This is a genomic window from Spiroplasma apis B31 (assembly GCF_000500935.1).
GTDB lineage: Bacteria > Bacillota_I > Bacilli_A > Mycoplasmatales > Mycoplasmataceae > Spiroplasma_A > Spiroplasma_A apis.
This window is the reverse complement of sequence record NC_022998.1, coordinates 284,509-301,749: the sequence shown is the minus strand read 5'-3', so window position 1 is coordinate 301,749 and position 17,241 is coordinate 284,509. Positions and strand designations below refer to the sequence as shown.

15 protein-coding genes and 2 pseudogenes are annotated in these 17,241 nt (G+C 28.5%); all 17 read right to left on the bottom strand.

Annotated elements, in window-relative coordinates; translation table 4 throughout:
- Positions 1 to 14: 14 nt before the first annotated feature.
- A pseudogene (locus SAPIS_RS05590) lies at positions 15 to 179 on the bottom strand (DnaJ domain-containing protein); the annotation flags it as partial.
- A gap of 699 nt (positions 180 to 878) precedes the next feature.
- On the bottom strand, positions 879 to 1,169 hold the full coding sequence (gene rpmA, locus SAPIS_RS01345) for a 50S ribosomal protein L27 (protein WP_023789036.1): 291 nt from the start codon (positions 1,167 to 1,169) through the stop codon (positions 879 to 881).
- A 1-nt stretch (position 1,170) separates the two neighbouring features.
- Positions 1,171 to 1,482 carry a ribosomal-processing cysteine protease Prp gene (locus SAPIS_RS01340; RefSeq protein ID WP_023789035.1) on the bottom strand — a complete coding sequence of 104 codons (312 nt, stop codon included), beginning with the start codon at positions 1,480 to 1,482 and terminating at the stop codon, positions 1,171 to 1,173.
- 259 nt (positions 1,483 to 1,741) lie between these two features.
- Positions 1,742 to 2,038 (bottom strand): annotated as a pseudogene (gene rplU, locus SAPIS_RS05535) (50S ribosomal protein L21); the annotation flags it as partial.
- A gap of 148 nt (positions 2,039 to 2,186) precedes the next feature.
- Entirely contained in the window at positions 2,187 to 4,349 is a 2,163-nt protein-coding gene (locus SAPIS_RS01330) for a heavy metal translocating P-type ATPase (protein WP_023789033.1), read from the bottom strand.
- Between the two features lie 3 nt (positions 4,350 to 4,352).
- The gene (locus tag SAPIS_RS01325; protein WP_023789032.1) at positions 4,353 to 4,553 is read right to left on the bottom strand and encodes a heavy-metal-associated domain-containing protein; all 201 of its coding nucleotides are present in this window, start codon (positions 4,551 to 4,553) and stop codon (positions 4,353 to 4,355) included.
- Between the two features lie 9 nt (positions 4,554 to 4,562).
- Positions 4,563 to 4,835: a metal-sensitive transcriptional regulator gene (locus tag SAPIS_RS01320; RefSeq protein WP_023789031.1), complete on the bottom strand. Its 273-nt coding sequence runs from the start codon at positions 4,833 to 4,835 to the stop codon at positions 4,563 to 4,565.
- Between the two features lie 69 nt (positions 4,836 to 4,904).
- Complete coding sequence (locus tag SAPIS_RS01315) at positions 4,905 to 5,192, bottom strand: hypothetical protein (protein WP_023789030.1); 288 nt, start codon at positions 5,190 to 5,192, stop codon at positions 4,905 to 4,907.
- A 43-nt stretch (positions 5,193 to 5,235) separates the two neighbouring features.
- Positions 5,236 to 6,129: a 16S rRNA (cytidine(1402)-2'-O)-methyltransferase gene (rsmI, locus tag SAPIS_RS01310; protein ID WP_023789029.1), complete on the bottom strand. Its 894-nt coding sequence runs from the start codon at positions 6,127 to 6,129 to the stop codon at positions 5,236 to 5,238.
- A gap of 36 nt (positions 6,130 to 6,165) precedes the next feature.
- A complete protein-coding gene (greA, locus tag SAPIS_RS01305) occupies positions 6,166 to 6,639 on the bottom strand; it encodes a transcription elongation factor GreA (RefSeq protein WP_023789028.1) in 474 nt (157 codons plus the stop codon).
- Between the two features lie 37 nt (positions 6,640 to 6,676).
- Positions 6,677 to 8,152, bottom strand: a complete 1,476-nt coding sequence (locus SAPIS_RS01300) for an MATE family efflux transporter (protein ID WP_023789027.1) — start codon at positions 8,150 to 8,152, stop codon at positions 6,677 to 6,679.
- Positions 8,142 to 9,920: an excinuclease ABC subunit UvrC gene (uvrC, locus tag SAPIS_RS01295; protein ID WP_023789026.1), complete on the bottom strand. Its 1,779-nt coding sequence runs from the start codon at positions 9,918 to 9,920 to the stop codon at positions 8,142 to 8,144. The genes SAPIS_RS01300 and uvrC overlap by 11 nt, the downstream gene beginning before the upstream one ends.
- Positions 9,921 to 9,983: 63 nt before the next feature.
- Positions 9,984 to 12,941, bottom strand: a complete 2,958-nt coding sequence (locus tag SAPIS_RS01290) for a DNA translocase FtsK (protein ID WP_023789025.1) — start codon at positions 12,939 to 12,941, stop codon at positions 9,984 to 9,986.
- A 169-nt stretch (positions 12,942 to 13,110) separates the two neighbouring features.
- Positions 13,111 to 13,605 (bottom strand): hypothetical protein, encoded by a 495-nt coding sequence (locus tag SAPIS_RS01285; RefSeq protein ID WP_023789024.1) that lies wholly within the window; start codon positions 13,603 to 13,605, stop codon positions 13,111 to 13,113.
- 88 nt (positions 13,606 to 13,693) lie between these two features.
- Positions 13,694 to 15,469: a ribonuclease J gene (locus tag SAPIS_RS01280; RefSeq protein ID WP_023789023.1), complete on the bottom strand. Its 1,776-nt coding sequence runs from the start codon at positions 15,467 to 15,469 to the stop codon at positions 13,694 to 13,696.
- A 511-nt stretch (positions 15,470 to 15,980) separates the two neighbouring features.
- On the bottom strand, positions 15,981 to 16,733 hold the full coding sequence (locus SAPIS_RS01275; protein ID WP_023789022.1) for a hypothetical protein: 753 nt from the start codon (positions 16,731 to 16,733) through the stop codon (positions 15,981 to 15,983).
- A 49-nt stretch (positions 16,734 to 16,782) separates the two neighbouring features.
- Complete coding sequence (locus SAPIS_RS01270) at positions 16,783 to 17,061, bottom strand: hypothetical protein (RefSeq protein ID WP_023789021.1); 279 nt, start codon at positions 17,059 to 17,061, stop codon at positions 16,783 to 16,785.
- Positions 17,062 to 17,241 lie beyond the last annotated feature (180 nt).

Below are 17,241 nucleotides of genomic sequence, written 5' to 3'. Positions count from 1 at the left end.
TAAATATTGCGGTGTTTTTTGATTATGTCGTATGCATTATTGATTTGAGCCATAAGTTCTTTGGCTTCGATCGTTTTATTTTTATCTGGGTGATACTTTCTTGCCAAGCTACGATATGCCTTTTTTATAGATTCGTTTGATGTTTCTTTCGTTACACCCAATAATTTGTAACACCTTAAAAGATTTTCTTCATCTACTCTATTTTTATTATCATCAGTCTCATTTCAACTATCACTTTGATGGTTAAATTTTTCTATTATTGGTACTTCATCAATGATTATTTTTGTTAATTTATCCAATTCATTAGAGAAGGTTTGAAAACTTTTATCAACTATATTTTTGAAAAAATCATCAATAAGTTTGACTGAGTTTAAGTGAGTTGTATCCATTATTCTTTTTATAAATGTATTATTGAAAATTTGAAAGCTTTGTTCACTAAATTTACGATATAACTTTATCACCGGTAAATTTTTATTTTTAGTTTCTTTTGAAATTTGTTCTAAATATTCGAACAATTCTCTTTCTTTTGAAGCTCAAAAAATATAAAAACTGTTTTGAGTTTTTGATAAAAACTCAACTAAGTTATTATCATTTATGTTCTTTCTAGTTTCTAAAAAGTCACTTTTAAAAGGGAAAATATTAAAATTCTCATAAAAGTTGTGGTTTTTTAAAAAGATTTTTTTATCTGTGTCGTTTGAAAACTTCATTTTGAAATTTGCAAGTTCCTTTTCGACCTTTTTTAAGTTATTATTCTTGATTAAATAAATAAAAACAAATAAACCTAAAGCACAGAAGGCTAATAATAGTGTGATAGAAATTGCAATCAATGTGTTCATTTTAACCTCTTTTAAAAAAAAGACTCTTTTGTAGAGTCTTTTTTATTTTATTTCTTGTGGAACTACTACAGCACGTGTTTTGTTTTTCCCAAATCTTTGATATTTAACTATACCTGAGACTAGAGCGAATAAAGTATCATCCCCGCCTCTACCAACGTTATTTCCTGGATGGATCTTAGTTCCTCTTTGTCTAAATATAATTGAGCCAGCATTTGCAAATTGCCCATCAGCTTTTTTAGCTCCTAAACGTTTTGATTCTGAATCTCTTCCGTTTCTTGTTGATCCTACTCCCTTTTTAGAAGCAAAATATTGTAAACCTAATAAAAAACGCATTTTAAAGCACCTCCTTTATCTTTATATTTTTTGGATATTGAATTTGAATCGTTTCTAATTGTATTTTTAAAAAATCTACAAACTCTTGTAATAATTTATCGCTCTCTAGGATGATGATAGAAATTTTATTTTCTTCTACTATTATCTCGACATTTTTACCACATTTTTTATCAAACGCATTCAAACTTCCATTAACTATTGCTGTTATACCAGCACAAACTAAATCTTTTCCGTATTTATCTGAGTTAGCATGACCACTAATGATTATTTTAAAGAAACTATTATTTTCTTTATAAAACTCAGCAACTACCATACTATTCCTCGTTTTTAGTTTTTGTTTCAGCAGATTTTGTTTTTGTTGTTGAAGCTGCTGCTTTAGGTGTTGATGTTTTTGATGTTGAAGCTGCTGCTTTAGTTGTTGATGTTTTTGTTGTTGAAGCTGCCGCTTTAGTTGTTGATGTTTTTGTTGTTGCAGCTGTTTTAGCTGTTGAAGCTACGGCCTTAGTTGATGATGCTTTTTCAGTTGTATTAGTACTTGGTTTTGCTTCAATAGATTTTGAAACTTTACCCCCAACAGATATATCATCGATTTTAACTTTTGTAAATGGTTGTCTATGACCATAAACTTTGTTAACATTTTTCTTTGGGTGATATCTTACAACTCTAAGTTTTTTACCTTTTCCTTGTTTAACTATAGTACCCATTACAACAACATCTTTTACTAATGGTGTTCCTATTGCAGTATCTGTAGCCAACACTTCGTTAAAAGTAATTTTTTGTCCTTCCTCTACCGAAACCTTTTCAATGTAGATTTCGTCACCGGGTTGAACCTTTATTTGTTTACCACCTGTTTTAATAATTGCGAACATATATATTCCTCCAGTCTAGACTCGCCTTGTATGTGAGTTTTACCTTCTTATAACATACAAAAGAGCGGTTGAAACTAGCAACCTAAATTATTTTATACTTTTTTTAAATGAATTACTAACTTTTCTTTAAATTTAATAACAACTATTTTTACGAGAGTTTTTTTGTATTAAAGTAAAGTGAATTTATAACCACCGACAAAGACGATAACATCATAGTAGCAGCTGCTATTTGAGGCAATAAAAGACCAAAAGCAGCAAGAGGTAGACTTAAAATATTATAAATAAAAGCTCAAAATAAGTTGGTTTTTATTTTAAAGTGTGTTTTTTTAGCTATTTTGATAGCCTTAATTATTAGTAAAATGTCTTCACTTGTTATTATGATATCACTAACTTCTAAAGCAATGTCTAGCGAACTAGATAGAGTAATACCTATATCAGCCTTTTTTAATGCTAAAGCATCATTCACTCCATCTCCAACCATTACTACAGTGTTTTTTTCTTGTTTTAAACTCTCTATAATCTTTTCTTTTTCAAGAACTGTTTTTTTACTGTGATATTCTTTAATATTAGTCATATTTGCAATATATTCAACCGGTTTTGCATCATCTCCTGATAATAAAATTGTTTTTATTTTAAATTTGTTAAGTTTTTCAATTAACGTACTTGAGTTTTCTCTTAGAGTATCACTTAATTCTAAATATCCACAATATACTTCATCAATAACTAAATTTAATATCGAGAAGTATTTATTATCTGACTTATTATAAGGTTTTTCTTTATCTAATAGTCAATTGTTTGATCCTACTTTTATTTTATGTTCATTGACTATCCCACTTAAACCCTTTGATGTATGGGTTGTAAAATTTTCTACAGGAAAAGTCTTGTAATTAGGTAGCTCATTTATTAATGCTTTAGCAATAGGATGTGAAGATTTCATTTCTAGGGATTTTAATAAGCTCAAAATATAGTCTTTATCAAAAGTGTCATTTTTGATATTAATTGAGTTGATTTTAATATTTCCATGAGTTAAAGTACCTGTTTTGTCAAATACAAAAACATTTGCTTTTGCCAATTTTTCAATAACATCGCCGTTTTTGAACAAAATATTATTTTGTGCTGCTTTACTAGATCCGACTATAATAGCTATTGGCGATGCAAGTCCAAGTGCACAAGGACAAGCAATAATCAAAGTGGTAATTGCATTTAAAATGGCTCTCTCTGAAACATATTTATCATATAGAACTCAGCCAAGAAACGTTACAATGGCTAACATTATCAAGAAAGGTACGAAATATGCCGTAATTTTATCAACAAGCTTTTGGATGGCAATGTCATTAGATTGAGCATTCTTTAATAAATCTACTATTCTATTTATCATAAAATCTTCTTGTTTTTTTTCAAATAGTATTTCAATATAGCCCTCTACCAAAGTGGTGCCAGCAAAAATATTATAATTATTTGCTATATGAATGGGTTTAGATTCACCAGTTATAATAGAATTATCGGCTCACCCTTCGCCATTGATTACTTTTCCATCAATTGGAACTAACATACCATTTTTAACAATAACTATATCATTTAATATTAAATCATTTAAAGAACATTCAATTATTTCATTATTCTTTTTTTTCAAAACTTTTTGTGGGACCAACTTTGAAATCAAATCCATAGAGCTTTTTGCTTTATTCTTAGCAAGACTTTCTAATAATTTCCCCAATAAAATTAATGTAATTATTGTTCCAGCAGTTTCGAAGAATAAATGATCTCCATGAATATATGTTCAATTATTTTTAATTGATTTATATATGCTCAATGCAATCGCTAAAGTTGTGCTTAATACTACTAAAATATTCATATTTAGTTTTTTATTGATGATCGAATAATATGATGAAATAAAGAATGTATAACCAATAAAAAACTCTATTATTATAATTGTAATAAGCTGATAAATTGGATTATTTAACATAGCAGTTAAAGTACTCTCATACTTAAATAAACCTAAAAACATTCCTAATAATAAAGGAAAGGTTAAAGTGGCAGCCAAAATGAATCTTATCAAATAGGACTTTGCTTCCCTATCTCATAGTTTTGTTTCAAAACTTCCAGTTTTTTCTTCAGCTTTATAACCTAGTTTTCTAACTAAATCTATTATGTGCTCGCTATTGATTTCCTCATCACACTCAACGATTAAAGATTTGAGTGGTAATGATACTCTTACTTTTTTAATGCCTTGACTTTTAGAAAGAGAGTTATTGATTGTTTTTGCACAATTAGTACAACTCATACCTTCGAGGGAGAATTCTCTTTTCATAAATTACATATAACCTATCTTCTTTAAAATTAGTTTTATATCACTTAAGCTTATTTTAGACTCATCATAATTAATGGTAGCTACTTTTGTTTCTGGATCGACATGGGTAATAACAAAGTCTTTCTCTTTTTTTACTAATTTTTTTATTTTCTTTACACAACCCTCACATTTTATATTTGTTAATGTAACTTGAATTTCTTTCATATATTCCTCTTATCTTGAAATCTTATCAATTAAATTTTTTATTTCCTCAATATATTTTTCATTATTTTTATCACTTTTTACACAACCATCAATGTGATCTGTGATTAATTTTTTTGAAACAGAGTGTAAAGAGGCTCTAACCGCATTAACTTGGTTGATTATATCAATGCAGTACTTATCATTTTCAATTTGATTAATAAGACCTGTTACTTGTCCGTTAATAATTTTTAATTGTTTAATTAAATCTAACTTTAATTTTTCTTCTCTATTAGTTTTTGCCATATCTCTCTCCTATACCCCTAGGGGTGTAATTATATTAACATATTTTAAAAAAAGGTCCAAGACCTTTTTTTAAAATAGTGGAAGGGTGTGGTCGACAACTTGATTTTTGTGTTCCAAACTCAGCTTATTCGAAGATGTATTATCCAATTTTATTGTATTTTTTCCAATTTTCATATCTAACTTATCATAGTCATTAGCATGATTAAATAAAAATACTGTTGAAACAATATCGGAATACATATCTTCAACGAACGAGGTTACTGAACTGATTATTGAAGCGATTCCTCCAAATAAAGATCCAGATACGCCAGCACCACCTCTAATTTGATGTTTTTCATGAATAGTTAATTCTCTCATATTTACCTCCAAATATATTTTCGTAAAGATATAAGAATAATTACTATTTTTTATGAAAATCATTATACAAATCTGTTTTATTTAGTTTATATTTTTTTGATACTGACTTAATAGCTTCTTTTTTTGATATTCCTTGTTCAACTAATTTTATTATTTCACCTCGAAAGTCAGTTTCTTTTGAAGTAATTGAACTTAATGAGGCATTTTTGTCAATGACAATTACAAATTCTCCTTTACATATGAAATCATTTGAGTTCATATAGTTGGATACTTCATCAATGGTACCTAAAATAACTTCTTCATTAAGCTTAGTTATTTCTCTTACGACAGCGATTTTAGTGTCACCGTTCAGTATTTGGTTCAAAAAATTAATTGTTGAAATTATACGGTGTACAGACTCATATATTGTAATCACCGCTTTATAATTCTTGTCGTTTAAAAACGTTATTAAGTCAACTATTTTACTTTCTTGCGCCTTACTTTTTTTATCTAAAAAACCTAAAAAAATATTTTCGTAAAAGTTAAAACTTGACATTATCGCTGCATGAATATAAGCAGGACCTACATTAACAGCTGTGACATTAAAGTTTAAAGTTTCATCAATTTTAAGAGCATTAATTATTTGGGTTCCAGGATCAGAAATACCTGGTACCCCTGCATCACTTATAATCGCAATATTTTTTTGCAAAATTAAGTCATTTTTAATTTCTTCTAGTTTTTCATGTTCGTTAAATTTATGAAGTGCTTTTAAAGGTTTGGTTATCTTTAAACTTTTTAGTAATTTTTGACTATCTCGTGTGTCCTCACAATAAATGATGTCTACTTTTTTAAGTACTTCTATCGCCCTGTGAGAAATGTCACTTAAATTTCCTATTGGGGTACCTACCATAAATAACGTTGGTCAACTATTCTTATATGTTTTTTGAATACTTAACATATTATTCTCCCATTTAAAAAAACCTAATGTATAGGTTTAAGAAATTTCTTCAATTGTTATTTTGTATGGTTCTTTTAATTCACGGATTTCCATTGTATCTCCAACTGATCTACCAATCATTGCTTTAGCTAATGGAGATTCATTTGAAATTTTATGTTCAAAAGGATCTGCCTCAATCGCACCTACGATTTTAACAGTTGATATTTTTTTCGTTTTTGTATTCATAAAAGTTACTTTGCTTCCAATTTTAACTTCAAATGTTTTTTTATCTGAACTTTCAATGATTTTAGCCTTTGAAAGCATAGCTTCAACTTCTTTAATACGAGCTTCAACTTCTGCTTGTCTATTTCTTGCCGCATCATAATCTGCATTTTCAGAAAGATCTCCTTGAGCACGTGCTTCAACTAGTTCTTCGATTACTTGTGGTCTTACTACATTAATCAAATGAGTTAATTCTTCTTTAAGTTCCTTAAGACCTTCCTCAGTTAATATAATATCTTTATCTGTCATATTAGTCCCCTTTGTTAACTATGATATTATACATTTTTTAATCAATAATATGTATATAATTTTGTCATTTTCCTTTTAATCATCTTATTATGTAAATTATAGACCTTGTTAGAGGGTCTACAATTATTCCTAAATAAACAAATATTAATCCAAATCCACCAACAGCATTAAAAGCATAGACAATGGTAAATGGTATAGCAACCATACCAATACCCATAGTTATAAATGATATTATTATTGGATATCATAAATCACCAGCACTTCACAAAGCTCTTAATAAAGTCATATTTACAGTATCAACTAAAAGTTTTACAGAGAATATTAAAAGTAATGTAATTCCTCAAGGTCAAATATATTCGGTTGGTGTATTTAGTAGTTTTAACATCGGCCACGATAGACAAATCATCACAATATTAGATATTATTGTGGCATAAATAGCTGCCTTTCAACAATTTATACCAGTTTCATAAGCTCCTTGTCGATCATTTGCACCAATTTTTCTGGCTACAAACACTGATGTAACCGTTCCCATAGCTTGTATAAAAGCGGCAGAATATTGTCCGATATTATTCGCGTCACGATGCAACACTAATCATGAAAATTCATTACTGATTGGTGCATTTGTTGATAGTTTAGCTATTGCGATTCCTGTCGCAAAGTTACATAAATTTCAAACACCCATTTCGATTGTTATTGGTAAACCAGTTTTAATAGTTTCAACTGAGTATTTTCAGCTTAATTGTTTTTTCTTATTAATTTTAAAATCTATAAACTTAAAATTCATAAACATCATATATATAGATTGAAAAATCCCAGTTACAGTTAATGAAAGCGCACTATAAACGGGGTTGACATTAGTAGCATATAGAATCACCATTACTACTATCAAATCAATCACATTTGCTAGTATCGCACCAATAGTAACGTGTAAGCTTTTCTTCATAGATTGAAGGCCAGCTACAAATACTTGGGTTACTGATAACAACACTAAATTTATGTTCAAAAAGCGATAATATTTTGATACAAAGTGTAATTCACTTTTTTCATATGTGTTAGCACCTATTATAGGAGTGTCTTTTGCTTCCATTAATTTCACAATTTGCTCTGCAAATGATTCAATAAAAACAAAAATTATTGAAGTTATCATTAAATTTACTATTAGTCCAGATACCACTACTCTAGAAACTTCGTCTTTTCTGCCTTGACCAATCAAATTACCTGCTACTACGATTGTTCCTGTCGAGATTAAACTTGGAATGAACTGTAACGTATTATAACTTAACACTGCTTTTGAAACAGCTTCAGAGTAAACACCACCATCATATCAATTTATAGCTATTAAATTTATTTGGGCAATGATTATATTGAATAATAATTGCACAAAGATAGGAATTGCCATCTTTGTTATATCTTTTAAGTCTTCAACTTTTCAAAAAGGTACTTTTATTTTTTCAAAAACAATAACATCATTCTTAGATGTCTTAAGTTTTGATTTGTCTTTATTATTTTTCATTTGCTTCTTCCTTACCTAAATATTCAAATAAGTTTTTTGTTGTTTGTTTATTTTTTATAATCGCTAATAATTCATCAAAACTAGCAGCCTTAATATTTTTCAAAGTCAGAAAACTTTCATAAAGCTTTTTAGCAGTTGTTGGACCTAGACCTTTTACATTAGCAACCAAATCATCCTTCAATAGGTTATTGGATTGTCTTTTTCTAAATCCAGAGATTGCAAAATTATGCACTCTCATTTGAAAACTTTCTAACATTTTAAATAATTGTGTATTTTTTTCAAGATAAATTTTCTGATTATCGTGGTTGAAAATATATTCTGTTTTATGGTGGTCATTTTTAACAAGACCAATTATAGGTATGTTGATACCAAGTTTATTAAGTGTTTCTCTTGCTGCGTTTACTTGAATAATACCCCCATCCATAATTATTAAGTCTGCTCACTTACCATGATCATCTTTATCCTTAGAGTATCTACGTTCTATCATATTTTGCATTCTGTGATAATCGTCAGGGTGTTCAATATCAATATTGTATTTTCTAAAATCATTCTTACTTGGAACACCTTGTTTGAAAACAACCATTGCACCAGTTACGAACTCATCTAGAATATTTGCTACGTCGTACATTTCTATATGAGATGGGAATTTGGGTAGGTTTAAAGTGTTTTGCAATTCTGTTAACAATTCATCTTTTGTTAAAACATTTTGATCACTATAATTAATTTTTTGATATAAAAATTCTTGAGCATTCTTTTTAGCTAGATCTAAAAGTTTTTTAGATATAGTGTCATTTTCATCAAGTACCTTGTTTCCAAATAATTGTTTAAGATCATCCAACTCTATTTCAGAAGGTAGGATAATGTAGTCTGATAATATATTTTTTGCATAAATTTGCATCACAAAACTTTTCATCATTTCGAAAATGTTTTGGCCTTCGTATTTGAATATATCTTGATCCTTAAGGGCTAATTTTCCACCGCGATAAAATAAAACTGTAAAGCAAATATAATTATCATACTCAAAATAATTGAATACATCTCTATTAAGATTGTCATTTAAATCAACACTTTGTTGTATAAGTGTAAATTCCATATGTCTTATTATTTCTTTGATTCTCTGAGCCTCTTCAAACTGAAGGTTTTCTGAAGCTAAAAACATTTTTTGTTGTAATTTCTCTTTGACATCAGTTGACTTTCCGTCAAAGAAATCTTGAACTAGTTTAATTTGTTTATCATAGTAGTCTTTATCTACTTCTTTAAAGCAAGCACCACTGCATTGGTTTATATGATAATGTATACAAGGTTTATTTAAATTACCTTTACATCTACGCAATGGATAAATTCTTTCTAATGTTCTCATGATATTTCTAGCACTTGTCCCATCTGGTAATGGACCAAAAGAGATCTTGTTTTTTCTATCATAATTACGTGTATACAAATACATCGGGTCTTTTTCATTTGTTATTGCAATATAAGGATAACTTTTATCATCATTTAATACGATATTAAATCTTGGTTTATATTTTTTTATTAAATTTTGTTCTAAAAGAAGAGACTCCTTCTCATTATCTGTTATTATAGTTTCAAGTTTAAAAATCTCACGAACTAGCTTAGTTGTCTTAAAATTATGTGCCTTATTAAAATAGGAGTTCACTCTTTTTTTTAAGTTTTTAGCTTTTCCGACATAAATGACTTTATCGTCTTTATTGAAGTATAGATAACAACCTGGTTTTTCTGGAATTGTCTTTAATTGTGATGCAAGTTTCATATTGTTACCTCTTTCAATATTATATTTTATACCATTAAAAAAACACATTGCTAATGTGTTTTTTTATAATTCTTCATTTTTTACATAAACTTCTCGTGATTTTGAACCGTTTTGAGGGCCAATTACACCATATTCTTCAAGTTCATCAATTATTTTGGCAGCTCTATTATATCCTATAGAGAATTTCCTTTGCAACAAACTGGTTGAAGCTTTTTGTTCTCTAACAACATAAGACCTTATTTCATCAAACATTGGATCTCTTTGAGAAGAGGAACCACCACCATATTCGTTATATTCGTTTTCTTCAATCATAAACTCTTCATCAAATATTTGAGGTTGTTGATTTGAACAATGATAAACTAATTTCTCTATTTCTTCATCGCTAATAAATGAACCTTGTGCCCTTATTAAAGATGAACTTCCTGGTGGCACATAAAGTAAATCACCTCTCCCAATCAGTTTTTCTGCTCCACCAGAATCTAGTATTGTTCTAGAGTCGATTGAACTAGCAACAGAGAAAGCAATTCTTGCTGGGATATTTGATTTTATTACCCCTGTCAAGACATCTGTTGATGGTCTTTGAGTAGCTACAATTAAATGTATACCTGCTGCTCTTGCCATTTGAGTAAGTCTCATGATAGAGTCCTCAACATCTTTTTTGTTAGCTGTCATCATTAAATCAGCCAACTCATCGATAATTATTACATAGTACGGTAATCTTCTTGAAGGTGCTGACATTTTAGAATTATAACCTTCAATGTTCTTGACACTGTTACTTGTGAATAGAGCATATCTTCTTTCCATTTCATTTATTACTTTTTTTAAGGCACTATTTGCGAGATTCATATCACTTATAACTGGTGCCAATAAATGAGGTATTGAAGAATAAATTGATAATTCTACTTTTTTAGGGTCTATCATTAGAAACCTTACTTCGTGTGGTTTAGATCTCATTAATATAGAAGAAATAATACCATTTATCATAACTGATTTACCACTACCTGTTGAACCAGCAACTAATAAGTGGGGCATTTTATCAAGCTCTCCAAATAACATTTCTCCACTTACGTTTTTTCCAATTGCAAAAAGTAACTTTGAGTTCATATTTTTCAAAGGAACATTTTCAATTACGCTTCTAAATGGGACAATGGCTGCTTTATCGTTCGGTACCTCGATACCAACTGCTGCCTTACCTTGAATTGGAGCTTCAATTCTAACATTTTGATTAGCTAATGCTAATTTTAGGTCATTTTCTAAACTTGTAATACTGTTTACTTTTGTACCTACTCCTGGTAAAACCTCAAACTTCGTAACACTTGGACCAATATTCATATTGTTAACAGTTGCTTTTACACCAAACTGTGCGAACGTATCATTAATAGCCTTGGCTTTTAGTTTAGCTTTCTCTCTAATCTCAAGCAACTCATTTTGAGTGTTTGTATCTGGATTTAATAATTCTGTTTTTGGTAAACTATAACCAGCATTTACAAATATTTCTTTATCAACCGCTTTGTTTGAATTTATTTCAATTGTTTGATTATTATTTGATCTGTTAACAAAACTATTACCAGGGTTAATGATTGACTTAGTAAAAATATCTTCCATAGGAGAAGTATAGTCATCAATACTGTATAGAGAGTTATTTTTTTTCTCTTTTTCTTCGATACTACTATTTATAAAGTCTTCTAGTGAAATTTGACTAGGTCCTTCTTTATTAACTGGTTTTTTAACTAATTCTTTTATTATTTCTTTTGTATGACCGTTAGCACCGTGTGGGGTAATTGAAGTCTCTTTGCTAAACTTTTGTCTAGCTTCCTCAGTTGACACGTTACCATATTTTGACTCTAATGGTATTGTGTAATCAAAATTTTCTTTTGGTTTACGTCTTGGTAAAAATTGCTTCTCAAAATCAAACTCATTAGTAACTTGAGTTGGAGCCTTTTGACTATTTATATCACTCTCAACGTTATCATGATTTTCAGTGACAACTTTTCTATACCCTTTAACCCCGCGTGCATAAATTGGTTCATCTCTTTTCATATACTTGTGATCATCAAAGTTGATAGGATTATTAATTTTAGGCACTTCTATATCCAGATTTGAACTGTAAAACTTTTCGTCTGGTTGTTGATAAATTTCTGATGTCATTTCTTTTCTAAAACTTGGTAATTCAATCGTTATATCAGAGTCCTTAATAGAAGAAATTATATCAACATCATTCAGATTGATTTCTTCATCAATACTTATAATATTAAAAATACCTTTTTTAGTTTTAACTTTTGCCTTTGAATTATTATTCTTTCCCCTTAATGAAAGAATTCTTAACCTTTTAAACACTCTTTTATGCTTAGGTTTAAAGAAATAAAAAGGATTTCCTGTAAAAATTCACATCATATTAAGAAAGAAGAAGAAAGTTGCCACTATTAAAGAACCATATATTGTTGTATATGAAAAAATTCCTGCCAAAGTTGCCCCTATTAATCCACCCCCAGCTCAAGTGGTAAAATAACTTGTTGGACTTGACCAAAGTAAACTACCTTCTGCATTACCAAAAAATGAGTGTAGCTTTCAAGTTGCTAAATATGATTTGATAGAGTCTTGAAGAATACTTTTGCTTCAATAATGTTCAATAACTAGGCCAGGATTATTTATGTGATAAGCGCATATAAATAAAACTGAGGTAAATATTCAACAAAACATTATTCAAGTAAGGAATATCATTGCCAAAAATCTTTTTTTTGGTTTAAACTTTATACCAAAATACACGGCAAAAACCACTATGAAAAATAGCAAGTATAAAAAATACTTAAACCAACCAAATGGCAAAGTAAAAATTATATCATCTAATAATTGACCAACTATTGTTATCCTACCTAGTGACATTATATTCAAGAAAAATAAGATTAAAGCTGTTAGAATCCACCCAATAGAGTCAGACCTTCTTTGTTTTTTATGAACAGTGAATGCTTTAGTTCTATCATTATCATTTGGTACGCCCGGAAAACCATTATAATTATTCATAAAAACTCCTTTGTTTATTTGCCCTTATATTTATCATTTTAATATAATTTAGTCTCTATTTTTAATATAAATGAAAATAGAATATATTTAAAAAATTCTAACATAATTAAAGGATAAGTTATAAGTTTTCAAGTAAAAAAAGAATAAAGTTATCAAAAGATAACTTTATTTAATATACGTTTTTTTTATAAACTCAGTTTTTAGTGTGTTCTCGAACCTCAAAAGCAGCTTCTTTGCTTATAATAATGCTTTCTTGGCTTACTCTCTCTACAATAATCTTTATTGTCTCGACCTCGTCATCATCGGAGTCTTGTGGCCTTCAATTTTCTATTTTATTCTCCGTACAAATATCTTTTGCTCCTGGAATTAGCGATATTTTATACATAGCATCCAGAAATACTAAAGTTTTGTAGACATTATCTGAATTGATCAACGGATTACCTTCTTTTGGTGGATTATTCTTAGAACTTTCGTCATCCAATCATTCCTTGAAAGTCTCAATTTCTTTATTTAAAGAAATAATCAAATCCGTTTTTTCTTTTTCAGTGAGCTTACTGTAATCTTCTTTCCAAAATTCATCAGTTTTTTTACTACAAGATACCACAAGAGATGAACTTGTTACTGAGGCTCCGAACACACCTAACACTATTCTTAATTTTTTCATTATTTTATTCCCCTTTAACACTTATATTATAAGTTTAATTAAAGTAAAATTCTTTTTAAAACACTAAAAAAATATTAGAGTGAAATCATTAGTCAGTACTATCATTTGAGTTACCAGCGACTGTTTTATTTGTATTAACAACCCTTGTGTTAAAACTGGTTGCTCTTCTTCTTGGTTCATAGAAAGAACCTGTATTGATTTCGTTTACTATTACTAAAACAATTGGTTGCTTCCCTGTGTCTTGTTTTAAAGTTGAGCGGGTACGAGATATTATTTCCTTTTTAATTAAGGACATATCGTATGAGTTTGGGTTTATTTTCATAGCCTCTCGGTGTTTATCAAATATATCAATAATTTGTTTTTGTAGAAGTTTGAATATAGGGTTGTCATCTTGTATATAAATAACACCCCTCATTTGAATATCTATTAAAGAGACTAATTCTTTAGTTTTGTCATCCAAATTAGCCCCGATGATAACTGCTCCATCAGTTGCTAATTGTTTTCTTTCGTTTAAAACAACAGCACCAATATCCCCGACTCCAATACCATCAACGTAAACATCGCTAGTTTTAACTACTTCTGAACTAACTATTAATTTTCCATTTTTGTTAATTTTAAGTACTTGTCCATTGTTTATTAGTTGGATATTTTCAGGTTTAATACCTGCTTCTTGTGCCGCTTTTTCAGCACATAAAAAGTCTTTGTACAAACCTTTTATAGGAATAAAACTTTTTGGGTTCATTATCCTTGTCATAAGTTTGATATCCTCGTAACTTGCTCTCATAGATCAAATATTTTTATCACTTAAGGCAATCAATTTTGCATTAGTTCTTGCTAATTCATCTAATATCTCTGCATGTCTTTTTTCAACACCAGCTGCTGGTGGAGTTGCTAATATTATTACATCTTTTTCAGAAAACTCTATAATGTCGTCGTTTCCTGCAGCTATTTTCGCCATTCTTGAATATAATAAGTCACCGGCTCCTGTTAAAATAAGGATACCATCTTCAGATTTAGCATATTCTTCTAAAGAAATAATGTCATTTTTAGAAATTCCCAATGAATCTTGAATGATTTTTGATTCAACAACTTTCACTAAAGTTTTGCCATATATGGCCATTTTTCTTCCTTGCTCTTTTGCCTGTCTTATAATTTCAAAAAGTTTAAATACATCCTCTTCAAATATCCCTAAAACTATTCTGTGTTTCATATCCTTCATCGGAGTTGTAATGTATTTTTCAATTCTATGATTAGGAACAGTATATCCAATTCTTGAAGCAAATTCTGAATCACTTATGAAAGCTAGGACTCCTTTTTCTGAAATCTTAGATAAGTGGTTCATATCAGTAGAGAATCAAGATTGTTCATTACCATCCATTATGTAATCCCCTGCATAAACAATTGTTCCATCCTCTGTATGTAATGCGAAACAAAAAGACTCAGGGAAGCTTGCAGTGGCTCTAAAAACTTCGATACTGTTCTTACCAAACTTTATTATTTCTTTATCTTTGATTATTTTGAAGTTATTTTCTCTATTTTTAATTCTGTATTTAAGATTACGATATTTTAATATTGTTGTTGTTAGCTCATTGCAATAAACAGGAACATCAATATCTCTTAAAATATAACTTATTGATCCTGCATTATTACTGCTTGGGTTTGATAAAAATATCCCCTTGATTCTTTTTGAGTTAGCTTTTAGATAATCAAAACTTGGTATTACAACATCAATACCTAATATACTTCTTTCTGGGAATTTGATACCTGCATCGAAAACGAATAAATCATCATCAACACTAACTATGAAAATATTTTTTCCTCTTTCGTCTTGACCACCAAGTGCCAAGAATTTTATTTCTGCCATAAATTTTCTCCTTACTTGCAAATTATAAAATTTGATTTTTTTATTATAGATAATGTAATCATTCTATAAAAGTTCATGATTACAAACAGATAATTCAACTCTCTAATTATAGGTTATATTTACTTTTTTGTGAATATTTTTAAAATTTCTCTATTATTAGTATTTCTTTAAGCAAATAATATTTTAAATCGTTAATTTAATTTTATAATATTTTAAAGAAAAATCCTGCATATTTTGCACATTTCTTAGTCAAGAAAAGTGCATTCATAAGAAATAAAAAAAACATCTTTATTTAAGATGTATGATATTGAATCTTTACAAATTCGGTAAAATTTATTCAAACTCACTAATAAGTATTTAAAAAAAATAATTTTATAACACTTTCTAGATCACTTCAAAAAAGTGGTAAATGTAAGTTGCATCATAAATACTATTAAAACCAAAAAAACTATGTGGATTTTTCATATGTCCGAATTTATTTAGTATTTGGTTGCTAAATACTACAATATTTTTATTGTTTTTCAAATACATTTATATAGACCAACCCATTCTTATTTTTTATTGCTTGCGATGATTTGTTATTCAACAATTTGTAATCAGATGGTTTATTATTTAATATAAAAAGTCCTGCTATGAAATTAAATATATTTCCAAAAATCATACTGCATAACCCTAAAGCGGTACTTTCATCATATACATAGATAAGTTTCTTAGTCTTCAATGTCATAGGTATCAATCATGCTAAGGGTAATATTAAAAACGAGTTAATGATTGTTCCCGCTAACATTAATTTGTATGCGGTGTTAATTTTCTCATTGTATGTATTATATTTTTCTTTATATTTATTGGTAAAGATCACATACCCTTTATGTTTTATTGTTTTAATAATAAACAAAATTGAAAAAGTAACCATAATAAAAACTACGATTAATAGAAACAAGTTGATCATAAACGCGGCTTTAAAAATAGAATTAAATATAATTAAATATAAATATAGAAAGAATCAAATAATATTAATAGCAATAAGTAATTTAGACCCAATTAATATGTTATTTTGTTTATTTACAAAACTGATCAAAACAAGACATGAAATAGAAAAAAATATCATGAAGAATGAACACAGAATATAAATTAACGGTATTAAAATAAAACCTTCATTTAATAATTCAATTGTGAATAATAAGGCCATCGAAAAGCTTACTATACTCATAGCAATACTAAGAACAGATGCACTTATGCCAAAACTTCAATAATATTTTTTCATTTATTTCTCATCTCAACTAGATTCTAATATTTTATAGCTTAATTCAAACCTAGTTAACATTTTGCTCAACACTTGTATTATCAATTTCGTCATAACTTTCTTGTTTGTTAACAAGTAGCAGTATACCAGATACGAACCCAAATGTTCCAGTAAATAGTAAACAACAAATTCCTAAAACAAGTGAATCTGAATATTCGTTTACCCTTTTTTTAACAGCTAATGTCATTGGAATCATTCATGCCAAAGGTATAATGAAAAATGATGATAATACTGTACTCACAATCATCAATATGTAGGCAATTTTTGCTAATTTACTTTCTTTATTCATTTTATATCTCCTTTTATATGTTAATCAACTTATTTATTATATCAATTTATGAATAATAGTACTATAAGTTTTTTAGATATGCTAAAAGAAATAAGTGGAAGAATCAATTGATATTCATATTAGCTTTTATTTGTTCAATTAAAACAAATTTTAGTAGAGAAAATCTTCATTTTTAATTTA